This is a genomic window from Amycolatopsis thailandensis, assembly GCF_002234405.1.
GTDB lineage: Bacteria > Actinomycetota > Actinomycetes > Mycobacteriales > Pseudonocardiaceae > Amycolatopsis > Amycolatopsis thailandensis.
In genome coordinates this window covers 56,383-81,103 of the sequence record NZ_NMQT01000117.1, presented here as the reverse complement: position 1 = coordinate 81,103, position 24,721 = coordinate 56,383, and the positions used below count along the sequence as shown (strand labels likewise).

Below are 24,721 nucleotides of genomic sequence, written 5' to 3'. Positions count from 1 at the left end.
CCGCGGCCCGCCTCAAGAACGAGGCGGGCCGCGGGGCTCACCCCGGCGCACCAAGGCGAGGCCGCGCGCGTCGGTGACGACAGCGGTGTCGCCGTCCGTGTCCGTCCTGGCGACGGAGGCACCGACTGCCGTCAAATTGTCCAAAGTGGACTTGTTGGGATGCCCGTAGGTGTTTCCGGCACCGACACTCACCAACGCCACCCGTGGCGCGACGGCGTTGAGGAAATCCGGTGCCGTGTAACGGCTGCCGTGGTGCGGGACCTTCAAGATCTCGGCGCGCAGGTCGGCGCCCTCGGCCATCAGGTCGGCTTGTGCGGCCAGTTCGACGTCGCCGGTCAGCAGCAACCGGCCCGCCGGGGTCCCGGCGCGCAGGACGACGGAACCGTTGTTGATCACCGTGCCGTCCTGTTCTCGCACCGAGCGCCGGGTGACATAGCGAGGCCCCAGTACGTCCAGTGACAGCCCCGGCCAGTCCAGCCGTTGCCCGATCCCCAGTTCCAGCAAGGGAATCCCGCGGCGCGCGGTCTCGTCCGCGACCCGCTGCCAAGCCCATGCCGGGGCCCGGCCCGGACCGACGGCGACCGCGCCGACCGACCGGCCCTCGAAGACGGATTCGAGACCACCGATGTGGTCGGCGTGCAGATGGCTCAGCACGATCAGCGGAACGCGGTCCACGCCCAGCCTGCTCAGGCAGTCGTCGACCGGTCCCGGTTCCGGACCGGTGTCGACCAGGACCGCCCTCCCGGGCTCGCCCGTGGCCAGGACGGCGGCATCGCCTTGGCCGACGTCGCAAGCTACGGCACTCCAGGACGCCGGTGGCCATGCTGGGGCCAGCACGCGAACGGGCACGAAGACGAGGAGCCCGCCCGCCAACGCGACCGCCAGCAGGACCCTGGCGTGACGCAGCCGGATGGCGACGAGCAGCACGACGAGCAGCCCGGCCGCCAGAAGCCCGCCCCACCAGCCATCCGGCCAGTCCACCACCGCTCCCGGCGCGCGGGCGCCGTGGCGGGCCACGGTGATGAGCCAGCTCGCCTCGGGTTCGGTCAGCCGGACCAGCAGCCTGCCCGCCGACGGCCACCACGGTCCGACGGCGGTGGCGAGCACGCCGAACACGGTGGCCGGGGCGACGACCGGCGCGGCGAGCAGGTTGGTCACCACCGAGACGAGGCTGACCGATCCCGCCATGCCCGCGATGATCGGTGCCGTCATCACGAACGCGGCCAGCGGGATGGCCAGCCCCTCGGCGTAGCCGGCCGGAACACCGCGTCCGACCAGCCACTCGGCCCATTTCGGCGCGAGCAGGACGAGCCCGGCCGTGGCCAGCACCGAAAGGGCGAACCCGAAGTCGGCGGCCATCGCGGGATCGGCCACGACGAGCCCCGACACCGCGAAGGCCAGCGCGGGCAGCGCCGAACCCCGGCGTCCCAGGGCCAGCGCCAGCAACCCGACCGCCCCCATGACCCCGGCACGGAGCACGCTGGGCGCGGGTCCGGCGAGGACCACGAACCCGGCGAGCCCCGCGGCGGCCGCGGCGGCGGACGTCCGCGGCCCGACCCGGAGCACCCTCAGCAGGAGAAGGATCGAGCCGCAGACGATCGCCACGTTCCCACCGCTCACGGCCATCAGGTGGGACATGCCGGAGTCCGTGAACTCGCGTTCGACCCTCGGGGACAGCGTGCTCGTGTCCCCCACGACCAGTCCGGGCACGAGACCGGCCTGCTCCTCCGGGAGGACGGAGCACAGACTCCGGAGCCCGGTGCGCAGCGATTCCGCGGCTCGCTGCCACCAGGGCGCCGGCGAAAGGGCCGACGGCGGGCCTCGCACCGAGAGGACCGCGACCGTCAGTTCGGCCCCCTTCGCCGGTGCGAGCCGCCCGGAGGCGGTGACCTGCTGCCCGGGCAGCAGGTCCGCCCACCCCTCCGCGGGAGCGAGCAGCAGGATCCGGCCGGCCGAATCCACCACTCGCTCCGCCGCCACTACGGCGTCCACCGTCGCGGCGATGACCACCAGGCGGGTGCCTGCCTGGCGATCGGCGTATCCGGCACCGCGGACCGGACGTGGCCGCTCGGTGACCACCACCCTCGTGGTGGCGTCGCTCCCCCGTGCGGCGGCGGCACGGAGGTCGTCGTGCTCGGCGGCCCGGATCCGCAGCGCCACCGGACCGGCGGTGAGCGCGCCGAGGACCGCGAGCGCGCCCAAGCCCAGCACCCACCGGGACGCCGTCCGGCGGGCACGGACACCGGCGATGATCGCGAGCACCACGGCGGCCGCGCCGCAGAGCATCGTGATCCACCAGCCGCCGAGCAGCCCGAGAAGGGTGCCGAGCCAGGCCGTCGCCGCGGCCGGTATCAGCCGCAGATCTTGACCTCGCCACGACGCGGTGTCCACTTCGGACGGATCGGCGGACGGGTTCATCCGACGGACACCAATTCCCGGAGCTTGCCGTACTTACTTTCGCCGATCCCTTCTACGTCACGGAGTTGCTCGACCGTGGTGAACCCGCCGTGCCCGGACCGCCAGTCGACGATGCGTTTCGCCATCACGGCGCCGACCCCGGGCAGGGTGTCGAGTTGTTCGGCCGTGGCCGTGTTCAGGTCGAGCTTCCCCACCGGTGCCTCCGGTCCGGCCGCGGCCGGACCGGGGACACCGACGGCCACCTGCTCGCCGTCGGCGAGCCGCCTGGCCAGGTTCAACCCGGTCAGATCCGTTCCGGGCTGTGCCCCACCGGCCGCCGTGAGGGCATCGGCGACCCGTGCGCCCGGAGGGATCGTGACCAGGCCGGGTTTCAGCACCCTGCCGACGACGCTGATCACCAGAGGCGCCTTGGCCGCCGCGGCGGGGGCGTCTCCGGCGGCCTTCGCCGACGGCAGGGGCGGCGGAGTCTCCGCCCCTGGCCGGTGTCCGAACAAAGCGATCGCGCCGATCACGATCACGGCCACCGCGATCAGCGCGGTCACCACGGCGAACCACCGCCGGTTCACCGGAATCCCGTCCGCCGTGAACCGGGCGGGCACCCAGCGGCGTACGAGCCTGCCCGCGGGCGGGCTCTGGGCGGGCGGCGACAGCTGCGCGGTCAGCCATGCCAGCCTGGCGTTGACGGAGGGACCCGGTGAACGGGCGGTTTGGTCGAACACGTGAACGACGCTACGGAGCGGGGGTGGCGGGCGGGAGTGGTGAATTCCGAACCTGTGGACAAGTGGGGTGTTGTGGACAACCCGGCCCCCGCCGAGATCGGATCGCCGGTTTCCGTCGGGGTCGTGTGGGACGCTGACCGGTTTCTAACCCGCCCGCTGGATCACGACGCCGAGTACCCCGGGACCGGTGTGGGCCCCGATGACGGCGCCGATCTCCGAGACCACGCACCCCTCCGGGCAGCTGATGGACTCTTCCAGCCGGTTGGCCAGTTCGACGGCGCGCTCCGGTGAGGCCAGGTGATGGACTGCGATGTCGGCGCGGCCGCCTTCGGCCGCCTTCACCGCGAGTTCCACCAGCCTCGCCACCGCGCGATTCATCGTCCGCACCTTCTCCAGCGGCTGGATCCGGCCTTCGGACATGTGCAGTACCGGTTTCACCGCGAGCGCCGTGCCGAGCAAGGCGGCCGCCGGGCCGATCCGCCCGCCGCGGCGCAGGTATTCGAGGGTCTCGACGGCGAACAGGGTCTCCGAACGGCTCACCGCGTCGACCGCCGCGGCCTCCACCTCGGCCGGATCGGCCCCGTCCGCGGCGGCACTCGCCGCTCGCAGGGCGGCGAAGCCCAGTCCCATGGCGGTGCTTCTCGAATCGACCACGCGCACCTTGTCCGGCCCGACCTCCTGGGCCGCGAGTACCGCCGCCTCCCAGGTTCCGGACAGCTCACGGGACAAATGGACCGACACGACGGCGTCCGCGCCCTCGGCCAGCGCCGCCCGGAACTCCTTGACGAACTCCGCGGGCGTCGGCCGGGAGGTCGTCACCAGGCTGCGTTTGCCGAGCGCTTCGGCCAGGGCCGCGGGGCCCATTTCGACGCCGTCGAGGAAGACGACGCCGTCCACGAGGACGTGCAACGGGACCACCCGGATCCCGTTCCGTTCGGCGAAGCCTTCCGGCAGGTGGGCGGTGGAATCCGTGACTACGGCGACCGACACGGCAGCCAGCCTACGTTGCCGCGGGGCGCAGCACCGGGGCCATCAGTCGGGCCATTTCCACGCCGACGGAGGCGTGGCCTTCCCAACCCCAGTGCATCCCGTCCGGATTGCCCCGGCCGCTCAGCACGTGATCGCCGACGACGGCTCCGAGATCCAGCAACGGGACATCGGCGCGCCGCCCCCAGGCGGCGATCGCGGCGGCGGCACCGGCCCGGGCGGTGTGCACCCGGCCGTAGGCGTCGGAGCGGTGGACGGACGGCAGGATGCCGAAGATCGGCAGTTCCGGCCGCAGCACGCGCAGGGCCCCGACAGCGGTGTCGAGGTAGTGGACGGTCAGTTTCGACGGCAGGACCGCCGGACGGCCCCGAAGGGCGATCGCGAGCCGTGGCTGGGCGGCGAGATACGTCTTACGCACCACCCGTCGCAACGGATCCGGTCGCAGGTAGCGAAGACCGGTGCGCAAGTAGGTGGGCAACGGCGAAGGCAGCGTGTCCATGCTCCCGACGGCCAGGACGACGGCGTCGACGTGGTGGAGATCGGCCCAGACGCGCGGGTCACCGATCAAGGACCACCAGGCGTCACGGGCGGTCCAGCCGAACCCGGCGACGAGGTCCATCCCGCCACCACCGAGCGCTTCGGCCGCGATGTTGGGCCACAGGCGCGCGTCGTCGGCGGCGAGCGGACCGTCCGGGCCGTGGAAACTGAGGGAATCGCCGAACACCAGCAGGCGCGGGGCCATGGATCAGCCGGTGATTCCCGCGTTGTAGGCGGCCAGACGCCAATTCCCGTCACGCCGGGTCAGCTCGACCCAGTGGCAGTTCGCGATCCCGCCCAGCGTCGGCCAGGACGTGACCGGAAGGCCGAGCAGTTTCGCCGTCAGCGCGATGATCAGGCCGCCGTGCGTCGCCAGCAGCACGGCGTCGCCGGCGTCGGAATTGGGCTGGTCCAGGTCCTCGACGACCTCCAGGGCGCGTTCGGCGACGTCCACCCGGGACTCACCGCCGGGCGGCGCCCAGGTCGCGTCGACGCGCCAGCGCGCGCGTTCACCGGGGTAAGCCTCGTCGACCTGCTGACCGGTGAAGCCCTGCCATTCACCCAGATGGGTTTCCCGGAGACGCTTGTCGATCCGCAGCGGGACACCGATGGCCTCCGTGAGCACGGTGGCCGTGTCGGTCGCGCGGCGCAGATCCGAGGCGATCACCAGATCCGGGGAGAACCGGGCGAGCGCGGGTACGGCGAACCTGGCCTGGTTCCAGCCGACCGGCGTCAACGCGGAGTCCAGATGCCCCTGCATCCGGCCGGCCGCGTTGTAGTCGGTCTCGCCGTGGCGCCAGAGCACCAGCCGCCGCGGACTCACGAGGCGCCTTGCGCGTCGGCGGGGTCCTCCTCGGCGGGTGTCTCCAAACCTTCGACCTCGATCCGCGGGCAGTCCTTCCAGAGCCGCTCGAGACCGTAGAAGGAGCGCTCCTCCTGGTGCTGGACGTGGATGACGACGTCGACGTAGTCCAGCAGGACCCAGCGGCCCTCGCGGGCGCCTTCACGGCGGACGGGCTTGTGCCCGCCGAGCCGCAGCTGCTCCTCGACGTTGTCGACGATGGCGCCGACCTGGCGCTCGTTCGGCGCGGACGCGATGACGAAGGCGTCGGTGATGACAAGCTGGTCGGACACGTCCAGCACGACCACGTCGCTCGCCTTCTTGTCCGCCGCCGCATGGGCGGCCGCTACGGCCAGCTCTCGTGCCTCGGACGTGGCTGTCACAGTTCTCCTCAAAAAATGGCTTAACTCGCGGGTGCGCCCGACGAGGGTACCCGGTCAGGCACCCCGGTCTTTGCGATAGAGGTCCTTTTTGGCGATGTAGCGCACCACACCGTCGGGGACGAGGTACCAGACGGGTTCCCCGCCTTCGACCCGCTCACGGCAGGCGGTGGACGAGATCGCCATGGCGGTCACCTCGACCAGGCTCACCTTCCCACTGGGCAGATGCTGGGAATTGAGGCGGTAGCCCGGCCTGGTGACGCCGATGAAATGCGCCAGGTCGAACAGCTCGTCGGCGTTGCGCCAGGTGAGGATCTGTTCGAGCGCGTCCGCGCCGGTGATGAAGAACAGCTGGTCGTCCGGGTACTCGGTGCGCAGGTCGCGCAGGGTGTCGACGGTGTAGGTCTGCCCGACGCGGTCGATGTCGACGCGACTGACCGAGAACACGGGGTTGGACGCCGTCGCGATCACCGTCATCAGGTAACGGTCCTCTGCGCGGGTGACCACCCTGTCGGACTTCTGCCACGGCTGGCCGGTGGGCACGAAGATGACCTCGTCGAGCGCGAACCGGGACTGGACCTCACTGGCCGCGACGAGGTGCCCGTGGTGAATGGGGTCGAACGTGCCGCCCATGACCCCGATCCTGCGTGGTGACATGGGTCGTGAGCCTATACAGCGCAGGCGGCTTCACGCTCGGGTCGCCGGACCCACCGACAGGTGGTGATCTGGATCACATTACGCTCCGTTCCATGGATGAACGGTCCGTTCACGACATGCCGATCGCGACTTCGTCGGTGGCATGGGGTAGAGGTGGGGACGTGGACACTTCGACTCTCCGGGACCGCGCCGAGACCCTCCTCCAATCGCTGGCGGGAGAAGGCGCCCGGCTGCGCGACGACCAGTGGACGGCCATCGAGGCGCTGGTCGCGCACCGTCGTCGCGCGCTCGTCGTGCAGCGCACCGGCTGGGGGAAGTCCGCGGTGTACTTCCTGGCCACCGCACTGCTGCGGGAACGCGGCGAAGGCCCGACAGTGATCATCTCGCCGCTGCTCGCGCTGATGCGCAACCAGATCTCCGCGGCGGCGAGGGCGGGGATCCACGCGGCGACGATGAACTCCGCGAACCCGCAGGAGTGGGATCAGGTCCAGGCCGCGATCGCGGCGGGCGAGGTCGACGTCCTCCTGGTCAGCCCGGAGCGGCTGAACAACCCGGACTTCCGCGACACCGTCCTGCCGAAACTGACCGCGAGCGCCGGCCTGCTCGTGGTCGACGAGGCGCACTGCATCTCGGACTGGGGTCACGACTTCCGGCCGGACTACCGGCGGCTGCGGACCCTGCTGAAGGATCTGCCCGAGGGCGTTCCCGTGCTCGCCACCACGGCGACCGCGAACGACCGGGTGGCCACGGACGTCGCCGAACAACTCGGCATCGGCAACGGCGGCGACACCCTCGTCCTGCGCGGCACACTGGACCGCGAAAGCCTCTACCTGTCGGTGGCGAAACTGCCGACGTCGCAGGCCAGGCTCGCGTGGCTGGCCGAGCACCTGGAGGAACTCCCGGGATCCGGGATCATCTACACGCTCACCGTCGCGGCCGCGCACGACGTGGCGGGCCTGCTGACCGAGCGCGGCTATCCGGTCGCCGCCTACACCGGGAAGACCGATCCCGCCGACAGGCAGGCGGCCGAAGACGATCTGCTGAACAACAACGTCAAGGCGCTGGTGGCCACTTCGGCGCTGGGGATGGGATTCGACAAGCCGGATCTGGGCTTCGTCGTCCACCTCGGCGCCCCGTCCTCTCCGATCGCGTACTACCAGCAGGTCGGCCGTGCCGGACGTGGTGTCGATCGCGCCGAGGTGATCTTGCTTCCCGGTCACGAGGACAAGGACATCTGGGCGTACTTCGGCTCGCTGGCGTTTCCGGACGAACTGCGGGTGACCCAGGTGCTCAACGCGCTGGCGTACGCGGACCGTCCACTGTCGACACCCGCGCTGGAGCCGTTCGTCGAGCTGTCCCGGTCTCGGCTGGAGATGGTCCTCAAGGTGCTGGACGTCGACGGCGCCGTCCGCCGCGTGAAGGGCGGTTGGGAAGGCACCGGCGAGGAGTGGCAGTACGACAGGGAACGCTATGCGCGAGTGAGCGCGGCGCGGACCAACGAGCAGAACGCCATGCTCGCCTACCTCGAAACCACCGGCTGCCGGATGGAGTACCTGCGAAAGCAGCTGGACGATCCCGAGGCGACCCCCTGCGGACGGTGCGACAACTGCACCGGAAAGCACTGGGACACCACGATTTCCGATGACGTCGTCGATGCCACCCGGCAGCGGCTGCGCCGCCCGGGGGTGGAGGTCGCGCCGCGGAAGATGTGGCCGACCGGAATGGCCGGGCTGGAAGTCCCGCTGTCCGGACGGCTGCCGGCGGGCGAGCAGGCCGAAACCGGCCAGGTCGTCGGCAGGGTGACCGATGTCGGCTGGGGTACGCGGCTGCGTGAACTCGTCGGCCCGTCCGCGGCGGACACCGACCTCCCCGATCCGGTCTTCCAAGCCTGCATCGAGGTCCTCAAGGGCTGGCAGTGGACCGAGCGTCCGGTCGCGGTGGTGGAGGTGCCCTCCGCCACCCGGCCTCAGCTGGTCCATGGTCTGGCGACGAAACTGGCCTCGATCGGACGGCTGGAGTATCTGGGCGCCATCGCCTCGGCGGGGCCGCCGCCGCGTCAGGCGAACAGCGCGCAACGGCTGGCCGACCTGTGGAAACGCCTCAGCCTTCCCGAAGACCTCGCCGCCAGGGTCGCCGCTGTCGAAGGCCCGATCCTGCTGGTCGACGACCTGATCGACACCGGGTGGACGATGACACTGTCCGCGCGCCTGCTGCGCCAGGCCGGTGCCCGCGCGGTGCTGCCGTTCGCTCTCGCCAGCACTTCATGAGCCAGGAGCCGTGCACCGGGGTGCGCGAGACCAGCGTGTAGGCGGTCGAACACCCTCCGGTCACCACGGACTGATCTCGGCATCCGGCAGGTTCTTTCCCGCATCGGGACTTTCTGGCAAGGTTCCGCCCACGCGCGAGTACGGAGGTGCCGATGGCGGACTCAACGACGGAGCGGCTCGGACATCGGCTCCCGGTGAAGAAACTGTTCGCGGCCAGTGTCGGGAACGCGCTGGAGTGGTTCGACTGGACCATCTACGCCACCTTCAGCATCTACTTCGCCAGCGAGTTCTTCCCGAAGGGCAACGAAGCCCTGGCGTTGATCAACACCTTCGCCACGTACGCCCTGGCGTTCTTCTTCCGGCCGCTCGGCGGGATGTTGCTCGGCCGCTTCGCCGACATCAGGGGCCGGAAGCCCGCGATGATCCTGACCATCGTGCTGATGGCGGGCGGTTCGGTGGCCATCGGCCTCCTGCCGACGTTCGACCAGGTCGGCTGGCTGGCCCCGATCCTGTTGCTGCTGGCGAGGGTGGCACAAGGGCTGTCGCTCGGCGGCGAGGTCTCCAACGCGTCGGCGTATCTGGGTGAGATCGCGCCGCCCACCCGGCGCGGGCGGTACTCCGCCTTCTTCTACATCTCGACCGGTTCCGCCGTCCTGCTCGCCTCGATCCTCGGATTCGTGCTCGCGCGGACGATGTCCAAAGCGGACCTGACGGCCTACGGCTGGCGGATCCCGTTCCTGCTCGGCGGGGTTCTCGGCATCATCGGCCTGTGGCTCCGGCGCAGCCTCGCCGAGACCGAGATCTTCGAGGAGAAGAAGTCGACCGCGAAACGGGTCGAGCGGCCGCTGCGCACCACTCTTCGCGAGCACCCGCGCGCCGTCGTCCAGCTCGTGGGCTTCTCGATGCTGTCGACCCTTTGCTACTACACGTTCTTCAGCGCCCTGACCTCGTTCGCGGTCAAGACCCGCAAGGCCGACGACGTCGACGTGTTCCTCGCGCTGTCGATCGCGACGGCGTTGTTCGTCGCGCTGCAATACCCGATGGGTGCCCTTTCGGACCGCTTCGGCCGCAAGCCGCAGCTGCTCGTCTGGTCGGCGGCGACCGCGATCCTCATCGTCCCGCTGTCCACTTTGGTCCGGCCTGGACTCCCGGGGTTGCTGGTCGTGTTCTGCGTCGGCCTCTGCCTGTACACGGCGATGACGTCGATCGCGCCGGCGATCATGAGCGAGCTGTTCCCCACCGAACTGCGCGGCCTGGGCATCGGTGCCTGGTACAACCTGACCGTCGCGCTGTTCGGCGGCACCGCTCCCCTGGTGCTCACGGCGCTGTCCGACGCCGGGCTGTCCACGCTGTTCTTCTGGTACGTGGCCGCCGGAGCGGCGATCGCGTTCTTCGTCATCCGGACCCTGCCGGAGACGAAGGGCAGCGACCTGCGCTGAAACTCCGTCGCCGACGGCACGGCGAGGTGGCTACCCTCGCGCTCCTACGACGAGCGCGAAGGAGGGACACCGTGTTGTTCGGCGATGTGAGCGAGGAATTGGCGCGGCGCGTGATGGAAGCCCTTCGTCACGTCACCGACATCGAGCCGCCGACCGCCTTGGTGCGGGTCTCCTCCCAGAGCGGAGTCGACTACCAGTGCGATCTCGCGATGAGCTTGGGCAAACGCCTCGGCGAGCCGCCGAGGGAGATCGCCGCCGCCATCGCGTCGCACCTCGACGTCGCCGATCTCGCCGAACCACCGGTGGTCGCCGGGCCGGGCTTCCTCAACTTCACGCTGAGCTCGTCCTGGCTGGAAGACCGGACGAGCGCGCTCGGCGATGACCCTCGGCTGGGCGCCGGGGTGACACCGCGGCCGCGGCGGATCGCCATCGACTACAGCAGTCCGAACGTGGCGAAAGAAATGCATGCCGGGCACCTTCGGTCCACCGTCATCGGTGACGCGATCACGCGGCTGCTGCGGTTCGCCGGGCACGACGTCATCCCGCACAACCATCTCGGTGATTGGGGTACGCCGTTCGGCATGCTGATCGAGCATCTGCTCGACGAGCGCCCGTCGGGCCCATACACGATCGGAGATCTCAACGGCTTCTACCGCGCCGCCCGGTCGAAGTTCGACGCCGATGAAGACTTCGCGACCCGGTCACGGGAGCGTGTGGTGCTCTTGCAAAGCGGTGACGAAGAGACCTTGTCGTCGTGGCGGCATCTGGTCGACGAATCGACACGGCATTTCGCGCAGGTGTACGAACTCCTCGGGATCGGCCTGTCGAGCGAGGACGTCTACGGCGAAAGTTTCTACAACCCGTTTCTCGCCACGGTCGTGGACGAGCTGGCCGCGTCCGGGCTGACCGAGATCAGCGACGGCGCGGTCTGCGTCTTTCCTGACGGTTTCCGCAACCGGGAAGGCGAGCCGCTGCCGCTCATCGTCCGCAAGCGGGACGGCGGGTACGGCTACGCGGTCACCGATCTCGCGACCCTGCGCTACTGGACGGGGCAGCGCGGGGTCACCGATCTGCTCTACGTCGTCGGAGCGCCGCAAGCGCAGCATTTCGCGATGGTGTTCGCCGTCTGCCGGGCCGCCGGCTGGCTCCGCGAGGAGCATCGGGCCGAGCACATCGGGTTCGGCACCGTGCTCGGCGAAGACGGCCGCGCCATGAAGACCCGGGCCGGCGAGTCGGTCCGGCTTTCCGATCTGCTCACCGAGGCGATCGCCCACGCCGCCGGCGTGATCGACGGCCGGGACGACCTCTCCCCCGAGATCAGGGAAGAGGTCGCCAGGGCGATCGGGATCGGCGCGATCAAATACGCCGACCTTTCCGGCGATCGCGAACGCGACTACGTCTTCTCCTGGGAGCGGATGCTCTCCAAGAACGGGAACACGTCGGTCTACCTGCAGTACGCCAACGCGCGGATCCGTTCCGTGCTGGCGAAGGCGGATCAGGACCTCGCCGATGCGCGGGTGCTGCTCGGCCATCCCACCGAACGGGCACTGGCGCTCGCGTTGGTCCGCTTCCCCGAGGCTGTCGGCGCGGCGACCGCCGGACATCTCCCCCACAAGCTGTGCACGTACCTCTACGAAACCGCGGCCGTGTTCTCGCGGTTCTACGAACAATGCCCGGTACTGGACGCGAAGGGGCCCGGCGTCCGTGACTCCCGCCTGTTGCTGGCCGAACTCACGTCGAAGACGCTGACGCTGGGGCTGTCCCTGCTGGGCATCTCCACTCCGGCTCGGCTATGAGTCGCCGTGATCGCTGAAGACCTTGCGCTTCAACGGAGGAACGGCCTGGAAGGCGCGGAACATCCCGCGCGCCATCGTCCGGCCCACGCGGTTCTCGGACACGAACTGGCGGGCGCTGCGTTCCGAATCACGCACCGCCGCGAAGCCGTAGTCCCGCATCCGGTGCTCGTAATCGGCGACCGCGGCGCGCACCGCGCCGGTCTTCCGTGCCTCGACGAGGTTGCGGCACAGCAGTCGCGCGTCCCGGAGCGCGGTGTTCGCGCCGATGCCGCGGAACGGGGTCATGCTGTGGATCGCGTCGCCGAGCAGGGTGATGTTGCTCGTCGGCCAGGGCTCGACGGGTTTCGACGTGAAGATCGGCAGCCGGGACACCGATCCCGCGGGCGAGCAGGCGACCAGCTCCTTGAACGCGGGATCCCAGCCGTCGATCAGGTCGAGCACCAGCGCCCGCAGGGCTTCACCGTCCAATGAGGACACGTCGTCCGGGTAGCGCCGGTTGTCCGCCGCGAACGCCCACATGATGTAGCTCGACGTGTTGTCGAACAGGACAGGGTCGTGGTCGGCGGTCTCGTCGTTGACCGAGGAAGCACCGTTCAGTTCGTGCGGCGCGGTGAACAGGCCCGTGCCGGCCCGCGGCATCACCATGCTCGGGCCGTCGGTGAGCCTGGCGGGCAAGAGCTCGCGGGTCTCTTCGGTCAGCGGATGCTTGCCCGCGATCGCGATGATCCCGGTGTCGACCCTGTCGGCGTCGGGAAGGAACTGTTTGCGCACGCGGGAATTGGCGCCGTCGGCACCGATGACCAGATCGGCCTCGACGGTGCTGCCGTCGGCGAACTCGCAGACGACCACCTCCCCCTCACGGCGGTAGCCGACGAACTCCTTGTCATGGCGCAGAACTCCGTCGAGCCCGTCCGACAGCACCTGATGCAGGCTGATCCGGCTGACCGAGTGGTGGTTCGACGCGGGATCGGGGCCCGACGTGAGCTCGCTGTCGATCACCATCAGGTCCCGCAACCGCTCGGTCACGAACGTGAACGGACCGCTCGTGGTGCCGGTGGTGGCCAGGAACCGTTGCCAGAGCCCGGGCGGCAGGCACTCGTGCAGCGCGGCCGCACCGTGCGGGTTGATGTGCACGCGATAGCCCTGCAGACGTTCGGTCCGGGTGCGGCTGCGCTCGTGGACGGACACGTCGATCCCCGCCTTGCGCAGACCTTGCGCCAAGCAGAGCCCGCCCGTTCCGCCGCCGATGATCGCGATTCTCATGGTCATGAGGTCTCCTCTCTCCGTCGCCACTATCAACCAAATGGATAATAAAGTCAACCAAACGTTTGAAAGAGTCAGCGACTAAGGTGATCTCATGTCCGAAGCCGCCCCGCGCAGCCCTCGCCGCGCTCCCGTCGAACGCCAACGCGATCCCGAGCGCACCAAGGCGCAACTCCTGGAGGCGGCGAAGGCCGAGTTCGGCGCGAAGGGTTACGCGGCGGCACGCGTCAGCGAGATCGCCGCCAAGGCGGGCGTGAACAAGCAGCTGATCTCGTACTACTTCGGCGGCAAGGAAGGGCTGTACAACGCGCTGACCGCGACGATGTACGACGACTACGTCGCCGCTACCGACCACGACAAGCCGTTCGCGGAAGTGGTCAAGTACTTCGTCCGGTCGGGGATCCGGGACCACGATCTCGCCAAGCTGTTCCTTTGGGAGAACCTGACCGACGGCGCCCCCGACGCGATCGGCGTCGAAGGCCAGCGCGGTTTCCTCCAGCGGCAGGTGGACTACATCCGCGCCCGTCAGGCCGCGGGCGACTTCCCCGCCGACCTCGATCCGGCGTTCCTGCTGGTGATCTTCATGGCCGCGTCCAGCGCCGCGCTCGCGCTCCCCCGCGTCGTCCGGGCCGTCTCGGGCCAGGAGCCGAACTCGGCCGAGTTCGCGGAGGCCTACGGGGACCAGCTGGCACGCCTCGTCGGTCACCTCGCCGAACCCGGGAAGCGATAGCAAAGGTCCCCCGCTGTCGCTTGAGCCTTTCGGGCCCCCTCCGGACTAGAGAGGGCGAGACGAAGAGGGGGAGTGGCCGGTGAGACAAGCGAGAGAGACCGACTTCAACGAATATTTCGCGGCCCGCGTCCAGCGGTTCCGGCGACTGGCGTTCGGCATGTGCGGCGACTGGCACGGCGCCGAGGACCTGGTGCAGGCCACGTTCATCCAGCTGTACCGGCATTGGCGGCGGATCAGACCGGACACCGTCGACGCCTACGCGCGCCGGATCCTGCTCAACCTCTTCCTGTCCAGGAGACGGAAACACCACCGGGAGCTGGTGACCTCGGCCCCGCCCGACCGGGCCGCCCCGCCAGGTTACGACAGCGATGCCCGGATCGACCTCGAACGCGTGCTCAGTGGCCTGACACCGCGCCAGCGCGCGATGGTCGTCCTCCGCTTCCTTGAAGACCTTTCGGTCGCCGAAGTGGCCTCGTTGCTCGGGGTCGCCGAAGGGACCGTCAAAAGCCAGACCGCCCGCGGGGTCGAGGCGTTGCGCGCCGTCCTGCCCTCCCCGACGAGCAAGGAGTAGTCATGGAAGACCAGGATGTCCGCTCCGCACTGAAGGAGTACGTGACCGAAGCCGAGCCGCCGATCGGCCTCACCGGGGACGGCGTACTCGCCGCGGGCCGCCGTTCGCGGCGTCGCCGGGTGACGACGGTGATCGCGGCGGTCGCGCTGGCCGCGGCGGCATTCCCGGTGGGGGCCGCGCTCATCGCGCCACCGGACCGGAGCGAGCCTGCCGCGACCTCTCCCTGCGGCGAGAAGACGCCCGGAGAGACCTTCCAGGCTGCGACGGCCCGCTTGAACTGCCTGCTCGACAGGGCGATCCGCACCTACGCCACACCTGCGGACCCCCTCAAACTGGAGGCCTATCCGCAGCCAGGCAAGACGCTCTACCTCATGTCGGGCGAACTGGGCGACCGGACGGGTTCGGTCTTCGTGGAACTGATGACCAACGACGGCACGATGCTTTCGACGGGGGTCGCCTGCGAGAGCCAGGACCCGACTCCGACCACGTGCTCGGCGCGTCTGGTCCGCGGCGGAACCCTTGTGGAGACGACGATCAAGAAGCCCGGCAACCCGGGTTTCGTCGCCTACCAGGCCGGTTATCGGACCGCCGAGGCCATCGTCATCATCACGGCCACCAACAGCACCAGGCCGGGAACGGACGAGAAGCCGGACCCGCCGGCACAGCGCGAACTGCCTCTCCTGACCGAGGCTCAGCTCCGCGAAATCGCCCTGACCCCGGGGCTGGTGCCCTAACGGCGAAGCGGGACGAGGTCGTCCGCGTGGACGACCTCGCGACGCTGTTCCGCGGGGAGGTCGTGGCTGGAGCGGCCGATGAGGTCGGGCAGTTCGCCCGAGTCGAAGGCCACGACCCCTCGCGCCACGGTCCGCTGCCGGAGGTCGACCAGGTCGACGACGTCGCCCGCCTGGAAGTCACCGTCGACGCCGGTGATCCCGGCGGCGAGCAGGGAACGGCGGCGACGGACCACGGCCGCGACCGCGCCGTCGTCGAGATGCAGTTTCCCGGACGCGCCTGCCGCGTAGCCCAGCCAGAACCGGCGGGCCGACAGACGGGAGTCCGCCGGGGCGAACGCGGTGCCGACTTCGGCGGTGGTGAGCGCGCGTGCGGCTTCGGAAGCGGCGGCGAGGAGGACCGGGATCCCGGCGCCCGCGGCGGTGCGTGCCGCGGCGAGCTTCGAGACCATGCCGCCGGTGCCGAGCCCGGAGCTCGACATGCCGACGGTGATGCCGTCCACATCGGACTCCCCGGCGACCTCGGCGATCTTGCGGGTCGCGCCGTCACGGGGATCCCCGTCGTACAGACCGTCCACATCGGACAGCAAGACGAGCGCGTCGGCGCCGATCAGGTGGGCCACCAAGGCGGCCAGCCGGTCGTTGTCGCCGAAGCGGATCTCTTCGGTGGCCACGGTGTCGTTCTCGTTGACCACGGGAACCGCGCCGAGGGCCAGCAGCCGGGTGAACGTGTTCTGCGCGTTGCGGTAGTGCGCGCGGCGCACGACATCGTCCGACGTCAGCAGAACCTGGCCCACGGTCAGGGAAAACCGGCCGAACGACTCGGCGTACGCGTGCGCCAGCGCCAGCTGCCCGACGCTGGCCGCGGCCTGCTGGGTGGCGAGGTCACGCGGCCGCTTGCCGAGCGAGAGCGGCGCGAGTCCTGCGCCGATCGCGCCCGAGGACACCAGCACGATCTGCGTGCCGCGAGAGACCCGATCGGCGATCGCGTCCACCAGCGCGTCCAGCCTGGCCACGTCGAGACCGTCGCCGGCGGTGGTCAGTGCGGAGGAACCGACCTTGACGACCACGCGCTTCGCGTCGGCGATCGCCATCCGGGTCGAGCTCACTCGTCCTCCGTCTCGTCTTCGACACCGTCCGGGCCGTCACGGCGGATCCGGCGGGCTTCCTTGCGCTCGGCGGCACCGATCCGGCTGTTGTTCTCCAGCCGCACGTCCGTGCCCCGGCCCGACATGTGCACCGCGACCCCGGCCGGGGTCGACGGCTCCCATTCGAACTGGACGTCGCCGATGGTGACCGGGCTCCCCGGTACGGCTCCCTTGCGGGCCAGCGCTTCTTCGACGCCGAGCCGCTGCAGCCGGTCCGCGAGGTAGCCGACGGCCTCGTCGTTGCCGAAGCTCGTCTGGCGGATCCACCGCTCGGGACGGACACCTCGGACGATGAAGGCGCCTTCCTCCTCCGGGTCGATCTCGACGGTGAAGCCCGCGTCGTTGACGGCCATCGGCCGCAGCACGACCTTCTCCGGCTCCGGTTCCGGCTGCTCGGCGCGGTACTTCTCGACCACGGCCGCGAGCGCGTAGGTCAGCTCCTTCAGCCCCTTGCGGGACGCCGTGGAGATCTCGAACACACTGAGCCCGCGGGCTTCCAGTTCCGGGCGGACGAACTCGGCGAGTTCCGCGGCGTCCGGGACGTCGATCTTGTTGAGCACCACCACTCGCGGCCGGTCGGCGAGGTCGCCGCCGAGGCTCGGGGTGTAGCGGGCCAGTTCCTCTTCGAGAGCGTCCATATCGGACAGTGGGTCGCGTCCGGGCTCGAAGGTGGCGCAGTCGATGACGTGCACCAGCACCGCGCACCGTTCGATGTGGCGCAGGAAGTCGAGGCCGAGGCCCTTGCCCTCGCTGGCGCCGGGGATCAGGCCCGGCACGTCGGCCATGGTGAAGACGGTCGACCCGGCGGTGATCACACCGAGGTTCGGCACCAGGGTGGTGAACGGGTAGTCGGCGATCTTCGGCTTGGCCGCGGACAGCACGGAGATCAGCGAAGACTTGCCCGCGGATGGGAAGCCGAGGAGGCCGACGTCGGCGACCGAACGCAGCTCCAGAACGAGGTTCCGGCTCTCCCCCGGCTCACCCAGCAGCGCGAATCCGGGCGCCTTGCGCGTGTTGGAGGCCAGCGACGCGTTGCCGAGGCCACCCCGGCCGCCTTGTGCGGCGATGAAGGTGGCACCGGTGCCGACCAGGTCGGCCAGGATCTCGCCGTCCTCCGTCATCACCACGGTGCCGGACGGGACGCGCATCTCCAGCGTGTCGCCCGCCGCTCCGGCGCGGTTGCCGCCCTGGCCCATCTTGCCGTTGCCGGCGCGGGCGTGGGGGCGGAAGTGGAAGTCGAGCAGCGTGTGCACGTTGGGGTCGACGATCAGCAGGACGTCGCCGCCGTTGCCGCCGTTGCCGCCGTCCGGGCCGCCGAGCGGCTTGAACTTCTCTCGGTGCACCGAGGCGCAGCCGTTCCCACCGTCACCGGCGGTCAGGTGGATCACCGCACGGTCCACGAAACGGGACGCCATGACTTGCCTCTATTCACTCGCGAGAAGGGATACAAACAAAACAAACGAGGGGTGGGCCCGGATATTCCGGCCCCACCCCTCGTCAGAGGTTCTAACTCGAAGCCGAAATTCAGGCTTCGGACGGCACGATGTTGACCGTCTTGCGGCCACGCTTCTCGCCGAACTGGACCGCACCGGCGGCCAGCGCGAACAGCGTGTCGTCGCCGCCACGGCCGACGTTCACGCCGGGGTGGAACTTGGTGCCACGCTGGCGGATCAGGATCTCGCCCGCGTTGACTTCCTGGCCGCCGTAACGCTTGACGCCCAGTCGCTGCGCGTTCGAATCGCGACCGTTGCGGGAGCTGGACGCGCCCTTCTTGTGAGCCATGGCTCAATCCTCTTTCTGACGAAGATCCGGAGAAAGTCCTACTTGGAGATGCCGGTGACCTCGACGCGGGTCAGCTTCTGCCGGTGACCCTGGCGCTTGTGGTAGCCGGTCTTGTTCTTGAACTTGTGGATCCGGATCTTCGGACCCTTGGTCTGCTCGACGACCTTGCCGGTGACCGAGACCTTCGCCAGCGCGTCGGCGTCCGTGGTGACGTCGCCACCATCCACAAAAAGGACCGCGGGGAAGGTGTGCTCGGTACCCGGCTCGCCTTCGAGCTTCTCGACCTCGACGACGTCGCCGACGGCCACCTTGTACTGCTTGCCGCCAGTCTTGACGATCGCGTACGCCGACACGGAAGTCTCCTGCTTACTCGACAACGGGTGGGGGCTTGCGTGACCGGCCCACCGGGAAGTCTCGGTGGTCCAGGTTCTGCGCAAGGTGCCCGCCGCTAGGTGGCGGGCCGTTCTATAGGTTACGTGGGGCTCCCCGATGCGATCACACCGGGGTGCCCCACGGCGTTCACTAACTCTTTTCCGACGCCTCGACCGGCGGACCGGCCGGCCGCGAGGCCGCCCGTCGCGGACGACGGCGGGTGGTGGACCGCACGGCCGGAGCCGGGACGTCCACCTCGGGCTCGTTCTCTTCCTGAGCCGCCGGGACCTCGGGTTCGGAAACCTCTTCCGTCACAACGGCCTCAGGAGTCACCGGAACCTCGGGAGCTTCCGGCTCCGGGCCCGTTTCCCCGACGACGGCGATCTCTTCTTCGCGCGCGGCCGGAGCCTCGTCGTCCGAAGTCGTCACCGGTTCACCGGCGATCTCGGTCGCGGGCGCCTCGGCGACCTGCTCCGAAACCGGCTCAGCGGCCGCCTCGGCGGCCTGTTCGACGGTCGCCTCGGCGACGGTCTGCGGAGCGTCCTTCACCGGCTCAGCGGGCTGCTGGGCGTGCCCGTTGAGCGCGGCGCCCTCGACGTTCTCGGTGACCTCGTGCGAGTGCTCGCCCTTGGCCGCCTTCGTGGCGTTGGCCACGGCCTGGACCGCCGAAACCACCGACTCACGCTGACCGGACGCCTGCGGCACCTCGGCCTTGGCCGCCGCGGGCTCGTTCTGGCTCTGCTCCTCGCCCTTGCCACGGCCGCGGGACCGGCGGGAGCCCTGCTGCTGCTCCTTGCCGCCGTTGCCACCACCGCCGTGGTTGTGGCCGTTGCCGCCGCCACCGGTGCGCTGCGGCTCGGTCGAGACGACCACGCCGCGGCCCTTGCAGTGCTCACACGGCGTCGAGAACGCCTCGAGCAGCCCGGTGCCGATCTTCTTGCGGGTCATCTGCACCAGGCCGAGCGAGGTGACCTCGGCGACCTGGTGGCGGGTGCGGTCACGGCCGAGACATTCGGTCAGCCGCCGCAACACCAGCTCACGGTTGGATTCGAGCACCATGTCGATGAAGTCGATGACGATGATGCCGCCGATGTCCCGGAGCCGGAGCTGGCGGACGATCTCCTCCGCCGACTCCAGGTTGTTCCTGGTCACCGTCTCTTCGAGGTTGCCACCCGATCCGGTGAACTTGCCGGTGTTGACGTCGATGACCGTCATCGCTTCGGTGCGGTCGATGACCAGGTAGCCACCCGAGGGCAGCCAGACCTTGCGGTCCAGCGCCTTGGTGATCTGCTCGTCGATCCGGTGGTCGGCGAAGGCCGAACCGGTGCCCGTGTACCGCTTGACCCGGTCCGCCAGGTCCGGCGCCACGTGCTGCACGTAGTTGTAGATGGTGTCCCAGGCCTTGTCGCCCTGGATCTCCAGCTTGGCGAAGTCCTCGGTGAACAGGTCGCGCACGACCTTGACCAGCAGGTCCGGCTCTTCGTAGAGCATGACCGGGGCGCTGTTCTTCTTGCCGCCGTTGCCGGCTTCGGCCTTCTCCTTGATGACGTCCCACTGCGCCTTGAGGCGGCGGACGTCCCGGTCCAGCTCCTCTTCGCTGATGCCTTCGGACGCGGTGCGGATGATCACACCGGCGTCCTCGGGGACGATGCGCTTGAGGATGTCCTTCAGGCGGCGGCGCTCGTTCTCCGGGAGCTTCCGGGAGATACCGGTGGCGCCACCCGCGGGCACGTAGACCAGGAAGCGGCCCGGCAGCGAGATCTGCGTGGTCAGCCGGGCGCCCTTGTGCCCGACCGGGTCCTTGGTGACCTGGACCAGCACGGAGTCGCCGGTGGAGAGCGCCTGCTCGATCTTGCGGGCCTTGCCCTCGAGACCGGCGGCGTCCCAGTCGACCTCACCGGCGTAGAGCACGGCGTTGCGGCCGCGGCCGATGTCGATGAAGGCGGCCTCCATCGACGGCAGCACGTTCTGCACGCGGCCGAGGTACACGTTGCCGACGATCGAACCGGTGCCCGACGAGGTCACGAAGTGCTCGCACAGGACGCCGTCCTCGAGCACGCCGATCTGCGTCGACTCGCCCTTTTCGGCGACGACCATGGTGCGCTCGACCGACTCGCGGCGGGCGAGGAACTCGGCCTCGGACAGGATCGGCGCGCGGCGGCGGCCCGCCTCGCGGCCGTCACGGCGGCGCTGGCGCTTGGCTTCGAGCCTGGTCGAGCCGCGCACGCTGCGGACCTCGTCCCGCGCGGGACGCTCGGTCTCGGCGGCCTTGGCCTGCCGCACGTGGGTGACCGTGTTGGGCGGGTCGTCGCTGGTGGACTCGGCGCTGTCGTCGTCCCCGCCCTTGCGGCGGCGACGGCGTCGGCGGCGCTTGCTGCCGTTGTCCGAATCAGCATCATTGTCCGAATCGGACTCCGCTGAGTCAGACGCGGCGGACGCCTCTTCGGTGGACTCGGTCTCGGCCTCTTCGGCGTCCTTGTCCTTCGCGCGCTGCTGACGGCCGCGCGGGGCTCGCGGCTCTTCGGGCTGCTCGTCTTCGTTCTCGGACTCGGCCGAGTTCTCGTCGCCGCCCTTGCCCCGGCCGCGACCACGGCGTCCGCGACGACGGCGGCGACGGCCGTTGGCGTCGTCACCGTCGTCGTCGGTGCCGTGGCCCTCGCCCTGCTCGGTCTGCGTCTCGTCCTCTTCCGAGGCGGTCTCTTCGGTCGGGGTGAAGGCCGGCTCCGGCTTGCGGACCGGCTTCGCCGCGACGGGCTCCGGCGGCAGGAACACCGGCGACGGCGCGGCGAACACCGGGACGTGCACGGCGGCCTTCGCGGGCCTGGTCGTCGCCTGCGGCGGCTCCGGGGTCACCGGGGCGGCCAGCGCGGGCGGGACACGCCGCGAAGGCGCTTCCACCTGCGGAGCGGGCTCCGGCTCGGGCTGAGGTTTCGGCTCGGCCTCGACCTCGGGCTCGGCGGCCTTCGGGGTCTCGACGACAGGCGCTTCGGCCGCCGGGGCCGCTTCAGCGGTCTCGACGGCTTCGGGCTCGTCTCCGCTGGTGAGGGCTTCGGCGAGCTTGAGGGCCACATCCCGGGTGACGCTGGACTGCGCGCTGCGGACGGTCTCGCCGAGCTCACCGAGCTTGGCCATCAGTTCACGGCTGTTGGATCCCAGGAGCTTCGCCAGCGCGTGCACCCGGATCCGGGGCGGCAGTTCGGCCAGCTGGCCTGCGATGGGTGTGGCGGTATTCCCGCCGGTGACGGCGGGTGTGTCCGCGTTCGACATATATCTCCTCCGCCCCCGGGCGCGTCGGCTGGCTCACACCGGCTCGACGCGGCCGCGCAGGGGCCCCTTTCTGTTCGTTCCGCCGTGGTGGTCACCAGCAGCGGGAATCCTTGCCCGGCACCGCGACGGCGCCGGGATTGTCCGGGCGCCGCGTACGGCAAAAGGTCTGCTCGGCGGAGCGCTGGCCACGTTCGCGACATCGGGCCGCCCGCCACGTCGTCGAGCCGCATGCAGCGGCGACGCGTGTGGAGGATGTGCAGCACACCACCGGGCCACAAGACCGCGAGCGCCACCTCTCACGTGTGCCCGTCGGCCAGCGGCCACCGCGAGTATCCCACACCCCGGCCCCACTACGGTGTACTCGGTGCCACAGACCTGGCTCCCGGGCGCGCCGCGGTCACCGGCCGAGGGAACTTCGCGGGAGAGCTTGTCGACCCGGCCGAGGGTGGCTAGCGTGCCGCTCGAGGGTGCCGGAATCCAGCCCAGCCCAGGCCGCGACACCCTCGTTGCCCCTGTCGTCCGGTGGGAGGTCCGGTGTCCCTGCTGGGACGGTCCCTGCGAGCGGCCGTATGCGCCTTCATGGTGCTCTGCGGCTCGGTCGCCGCTGTCGCGACGGCCGACGCGGACCCATCGTGCCATCCCGAGGGCCGGGCGCTGCGCTACGTCGTCGCCTTCGACCGGGGTACTTCCGAGGCCGAGGCCAGGGCGGCCGTCACCGGTGGTTGCGGCAGCACGACGATCTACTACCCGCAGATCGCGGTGGCCGTCGCGACCTCGGCCGACCGGGATTTCGCCGAACTGGTCCGGCCCGCCGCCGCGTTCAGCGCGCAGGCCGAACGGCTCGCGGTGCAGCGGGCCAACGGCGCGCGATCCACCAGGACCCAGCCGACCAAGGCCGCGCCCGCGCGCGCCGGACTCGAATCGACGGATCCGGCGAAGGTGCCCTCCGCCGACCGCACCGACGAACAGTGGGACATGCGCGCGATCGGCGCCGACCGGGCGCACAAGATCGAACCGGGGAGCCCGGACGTCGTCGTCGGCGTTCTCGACTCGGGTGTCGACGCCACCCACCCCGACCTGACGTCCGCCCTCGACCCCGGCAAATCCGCGGGCTGCCTGACCGGCGCGCCCGACCGGAACTGGGCCGCGACGACGTCGGCGCACGGCACCCATGTCGCGGGGATCATCGCCGCGGCCGACGACGGCAAAGGGGTCACCGGGGTGGCGCCCGGTGTGCGGATCGCGTCGGTGAAGGTGATCGACGACCGCGGGTACGCCGACCCCGAGGCCGCCGTCTGCGGGCTGATGTGGGCCGTTTCACAACGGATGGCCGTGACGAACAGCAGCTACTACGTCGAGCCGTGGTCGCTCTCGTGCTCCCATGCCGACGAACGGGGCGTGGTGAACGAGGTCATGGCCCGTGCCGTCGAGTACGCGACCTCGGCGGGCACGCTCAACATCGCGGCGGCGACCAACGAAGCCGTCGGGCTCGTACCGTCGGCGCACTCCGGCGCCAAGACCCAGGCCGAAGGCTGCCAGGCCTTGCCCGCCGGCTTGCGGGACGTCGTCGCGGTGTCTTCCGTGAGCGCGGAGCGGGTGAAGGCCGGTTACAGCTCGTACGGGCTGGGCGTGATCGACGTGACCGCTCCCGGCGGCGAGACCGGTGAGTGCGTGCTGTCGACCGTTCCCGGCGGGTACGCGCCGCTGTGCGGGACGTCGATGGCGGCGCCGCACGTCGCCGGTGTCGTGGCGTTGCTCGCCTCGAAACACCCCGGCTACGGCGCTCGCCAGCTGAGGCGTTCGCTGGACGCCCAGGCGACCCCGATGGCGTGTCCCGCCGACTACGACCTGACCGGCGACGGCACTCAGGACGCCTACTGCGCCGGGTACGCCGGGTTCAACGGCTTCTACGGGCACGGGATGGTCGACGCGCTGGCCGCGGTGGCGCCCCGGCGGACGGGCCCGAACCCGGCCCGGTGAGCCGGGGGTCAGCGCAGCAGGAGTTTGCCGAAGCGCTTCGACGACGCGTAGATCCCGACAGCCGCCAGTGCCAGCAGGTACGCCACGTTCCCGACCATGCTCCACGACAGGACCCCGATCGAGAGCCCGCGCATCAGCTCGATGCCGTGGTACAGCGGGAAGATCTGCACGATCCACTGGATCGCCGCGGGGTAGACCGAAAGCGGGTAGAACGTCGTGGAGAACAGGAACAGCGGCATCAGCACGAGGTTGATGTAGTCGAACTGCGAGACCGACCGCAGGAAGGTCACCAGCACGATCCCGATGGCCGAGAACGCCATCGCGACCAGCAACGCCGCCGGGATCATCAGCACGGCCCACCAGGATCCGGGCAGTCCCATCGCGGTCATCACGCCTAGGAAGGTCACCGAGTAGACCCCGCCGCGCAGCACCGACCAGCCGACCTCGCCGAGCGCGATGTCCAGCGGCCCGATCGGGGTGGCGAGCATGGCGTCGTACAGCTTGGCGTACTTCAGTTTGAAGAACAGGTTGTACGTCGAGTCGAGGATCGCGCCGTTCATCGCCGACGCCGCGAGCAAGCCGGGCGCGACGAAGGCGACGTAGCTCATCACCTGGCCGCCGGGACCGACGACCTCGCCGACGAGTTTGCCGAAGCCCAGCTGGAACGCCATCAGGTAGAACAGCGGCTCGAACGCTCCGGATACGAACAGCATCCAGACGTGCGAGTACGTCAGGAAAGTGCGTTCCAGCACCGCCTTCGACCGGCCGCTGTACAGCGCGGACGGCAGGACGCGCAGCAGCACCCCACGCCGCGGGACTTCGGTGAGGACCGCCAT

Annotated in this window: 21 protein-coding genes; 7 read left to right on the top strand and 14 right to left on the bottom strand. The window is 70.0% G+C overall.

Annotated features, from left to right (window positions below):
- Positions 1–12: 12 nt before the first annotated feature.
- From CFP71_RS31395 to nadD, 7 genes are all read right to left on the bottom strand, one after another.
- Positions 13–2,418 carry a ComEC/Rec2 family competence protein gene (locus tag CFP71_RS31395; RefSeq protein WP_093937570.1) on the bottom strand — a complete coding sequence of 802 codons (2,406 nt, stop codon included), beginning with the start codon at positions 2,416–2,418 and terminating at the stop codon, positions 13–15.
- Positions 2,415–3,137, bottom strand: a complete 723-nt coding sequence (locus CFP71_RS31390) for a ComEA family DNA-binding protein (protein WP_093937569.1) — start codon at positions 3,135–3,137, stop codon at positions 2,415–2,417. The genes CFP71_RS31395 and CFP71_RS31390 overlap by 4 nt, the downstream gene beginning before the upstream one ends.
- Before the next feature lie 144 nt (positions 3,138–3,281).
- Positions 3,282–4,127 carry a DegV family protein gene (locus CFP71_RS31385; protein ID WP_093937568.1) on the bottom strand — a complete coding sequence of 282 codons (846 nt, stop codon included), beginning with the start codon at positions 4,125–4,127 and terminating at the stop codon, positions 3,282–3,284.
- A gap of 10 nt (positions 4,128–4,137) precedes the next feature.
- Positions 4,138–4,866 carry a diglucosylglycerate octanoyltransferase gene (gene octT / locus CFP71_RS31380; RefSeq protein ID WP_093937567.1) on the bottom strand — a complete coding sequence of 243 codons (729 nt, stop codon included), beginning with the start codon at positions 4,864–4,866 and terminating at the stop codon, positions 4,138–4,140.
- Between the two features lie 3 nt (positions 4,867–4,869).
- The gene (locus CFP71_RS31375) at positions 4,870–5,484 is read right to left on the bottom strand and encodes a histidine phosphatase family protein (RefSeq protein ID WP_093937566.1); all 615 of its coding nucleotides are present in this window, start codon (positions 5,482–5,484) and stop codon (positions 4,870–4,872) included.
- Positions 5,481–5,885, bottom strand: coding sequence for a ribosome silencing factor (rsfS, locus tag CFP71_RS31370; protein WP_005158575.1), 405 nt, complete (start codon positions 5,883–5,885; stop codon positions 5,481–5,483). The genes CFP71_RS31375 and rsfS overlap by 4 nt, the downstream gene beginning before the upstream one ends.
- Positions 5,886–5,939: 54 nt before the next feature.
- Positions 5,940–6,539, bottom strand: coding sequence for a nicotinate-nucleotide adenylyltransferase (nadD, locus tag CFP71_RS31365; RefSeq protein ID WP_093937565.1), 600 nt, complete (start codon positions 6,537–6,539; stop codon positions 5,940–5,942).
- A 161-nt stretch (positions 6,540–6,700) separates the two neighbouring features.
- On the opposite strand from nadD, the gene CFP71_RS31360 reads away from it, so the two are divergent.
- The 3 genes from CFP71_RS31360 (at position 6,701) to argS (ending at position 12,041) form a co-directional block, all read left to right on the top strand.
- Entirely contained in the window at positions 6,701–8,806 is a 2,106-nt protein-coding gene (locus tag CFP71_RS31360) for a RecQ family ATP-dependent DNA helicase (protein WP_093937564.1), read from the top strand.
- Positions 8,807–8,958: 152 nt separating this feature from the next.
- On the top strand, positions 8,959–10,245 hold the full coding sequence (locus tag CFP71_RS31355; protein ID WP_093937563.1) for an MFS transporter: 1,287 nt from the start codon (positions 8,959–8,961) through the stop codon (positions 10,243–10,245).
- 71 nt (positions 10,246–10,316) lie between these two features.
- A complete protein-coding gene (argS, locus tag CFP71_RS31350; RefSeq protein ID WP_093937562.1) occupies positions 10,317–12,041 on the top strand; it encodes an arginine--tRNA ligase in 1,725 nt (574 codons plus the stop codon).
- Here the strand turns inward: argS and CFP71_RS31345 are convergent.
- Positions 12,036–13,310 (bottom strand): FAD-dependent oxidoreductase, encoded by a 1,275-nt coding sequence (locus tag CFP71_RS31345; protein ID WP_093937561.1) that lies wholly within the window; start codon positions 13,308–13,310, stop codon positions 12,036–12,038. The genes argS and CFP71_RS31345 overlap by 6 nt on opposite strands.
- 88 nt (positions 13,311–13,398) lie before the next feature.
- On the opposite strand from CFP71_RS31345, the gene CFP71_RS31340 reads away from it, so the two are divergent.
- The 3 genes from CFP71_RS31340 to CFP71_RS31330 all read left to right on the top strand — a co-directional run bounded on the left by CFP71_RS31340 (position 13,399) and on the right by CFP71_RS31330 (position 15,339).
- A complete protein-coding gene (locus CFP71_RS31340; RefSeq protein ID WP_093937560.1) occupies positions 13,399–14,034 on the top strand; it encodes a TetR/AcrR family transcriptional regulator in 636 nt (211 codons plus the stop codon).
- A gap of 79 nt (positions 14,035–14,113) precedes the next feature.
- Positions 14,114–14,605, top strand: coding sequence for a SigE family RNA polymerase sigma factor (locus CFP71_RS31335; RefSeq protein WP_093937559.1), 492 nt, complete (start codon positions 14,114–14,116; stop codon positions 14,603–14,605).
- Positions 14,606–14,607: 2 nt separating this feature from the next.
- Entirely contained in the window at positions 14,608–15,339 is a 732-nt protein-coding gene (locus CFP71_RS31330; RefSeq protein ID WP_093937558.1) for a hypothetical protein, read from the top strand.
- On the opposite strand, the gene proB is transcribed toward CFP71_RS31330, so the two are convergent.
- From proB to CFP71_RS31305, 5 genes are all read right to left on the bottom strand, one after another.
- Complete coding sequence (gene proB, locus CFP71_RS31325) at positions 15,336–16,445, bottom strand: glutamate 5-kinase (RefSeq protein ID WP_093937557.1); 1,110 nt, start codon at positions 16,443–16,445, stop codon at positions 15,336–15,338. The two genes, CFP71_RS31330 and proB, sit on opposite strands and share 4 nt — an antisense overlap.
- Positions 16,442–17,899 carry a GTPase ObgE gene (gene obgE / locus CFP71_RS31320; RefSeq protein WP_093937556.1) on the bottom strand — a complete coding sequence of 486 codons (1,458 nt, stop codon included), beginning with the start codon at positions 17,897–17,899 and terminating at the stop codon, positions 16,442–16,444. Before obgE ends, proB begins: the two co-directional genes overlap by 4 nt.
- Before the next feature lie 109 nt (positions 17,900–18,008).
- Entirely contained in the window at positions 18,009–18,266 is a 258-nt protein-coding gene (gene rpmA / locus CFP71_RS31315; RefSeq protein ID WP_003067129.1) for a 50S ribosomal protein L27, read from the bottom strand.
- Between the two features lie 38 nt (positions 18,267–18,304).
- The gene (gene rplU, locus CFP71_RS31310; protein ID WP_005158538.1) at positions 18,305–18,619 is read right to left on the bottom strand and encodes a 50S ribosomal protein L21; all 315 of its coding nucleotides are present in this window, start codon (positions 18,617–18,619) and stop codon (positions 18,305–18,307) included.
- Positions 18,620–18,788: 169 nt separating this feature from the next.
- A complete protein-coding gene (locus CFP71_RS31305; RefSeq protein WP_093937555.1) occupies positions 18,789–21,905 on the bottom strand; it encodes a translation initiation factor IF-2 N-terminal domain-containing protein in 3,117 nt (1,038 codons plus the stop codon).
- Positions 21,906–22,439: 534 nt separating this feature from the next.
- On the opposite strand from CFP71_RS31305, the gene CFP71_RS31300 reads away from it, so the two are divergent.
- Complete coding sequence (locus CFP71_RS31300) at positions 22,440–23,885, top strand: S8 family peptidase (protein ID WP_093937554.1); 1,446 nt, start codon at positions 22,440–22,442, stop codon at positions 23,883–23,885.
- A gap of 8 nt (positions 23,886–23,893) precedes the next feature.
- Here CFP71_RS31300 and CFP71_RS31295 read toward each other — a convergent pair whose 3' ends face one another.
- Positions 23,894–24,721, bottom strand: coding sequence for an ABC transporter permease (locus tag CFP71_RS31295; protein ID WP_093937553.1), 828 nt, complete (start codon positions 24,719–24,721; stop codon positions 23,894–23,896).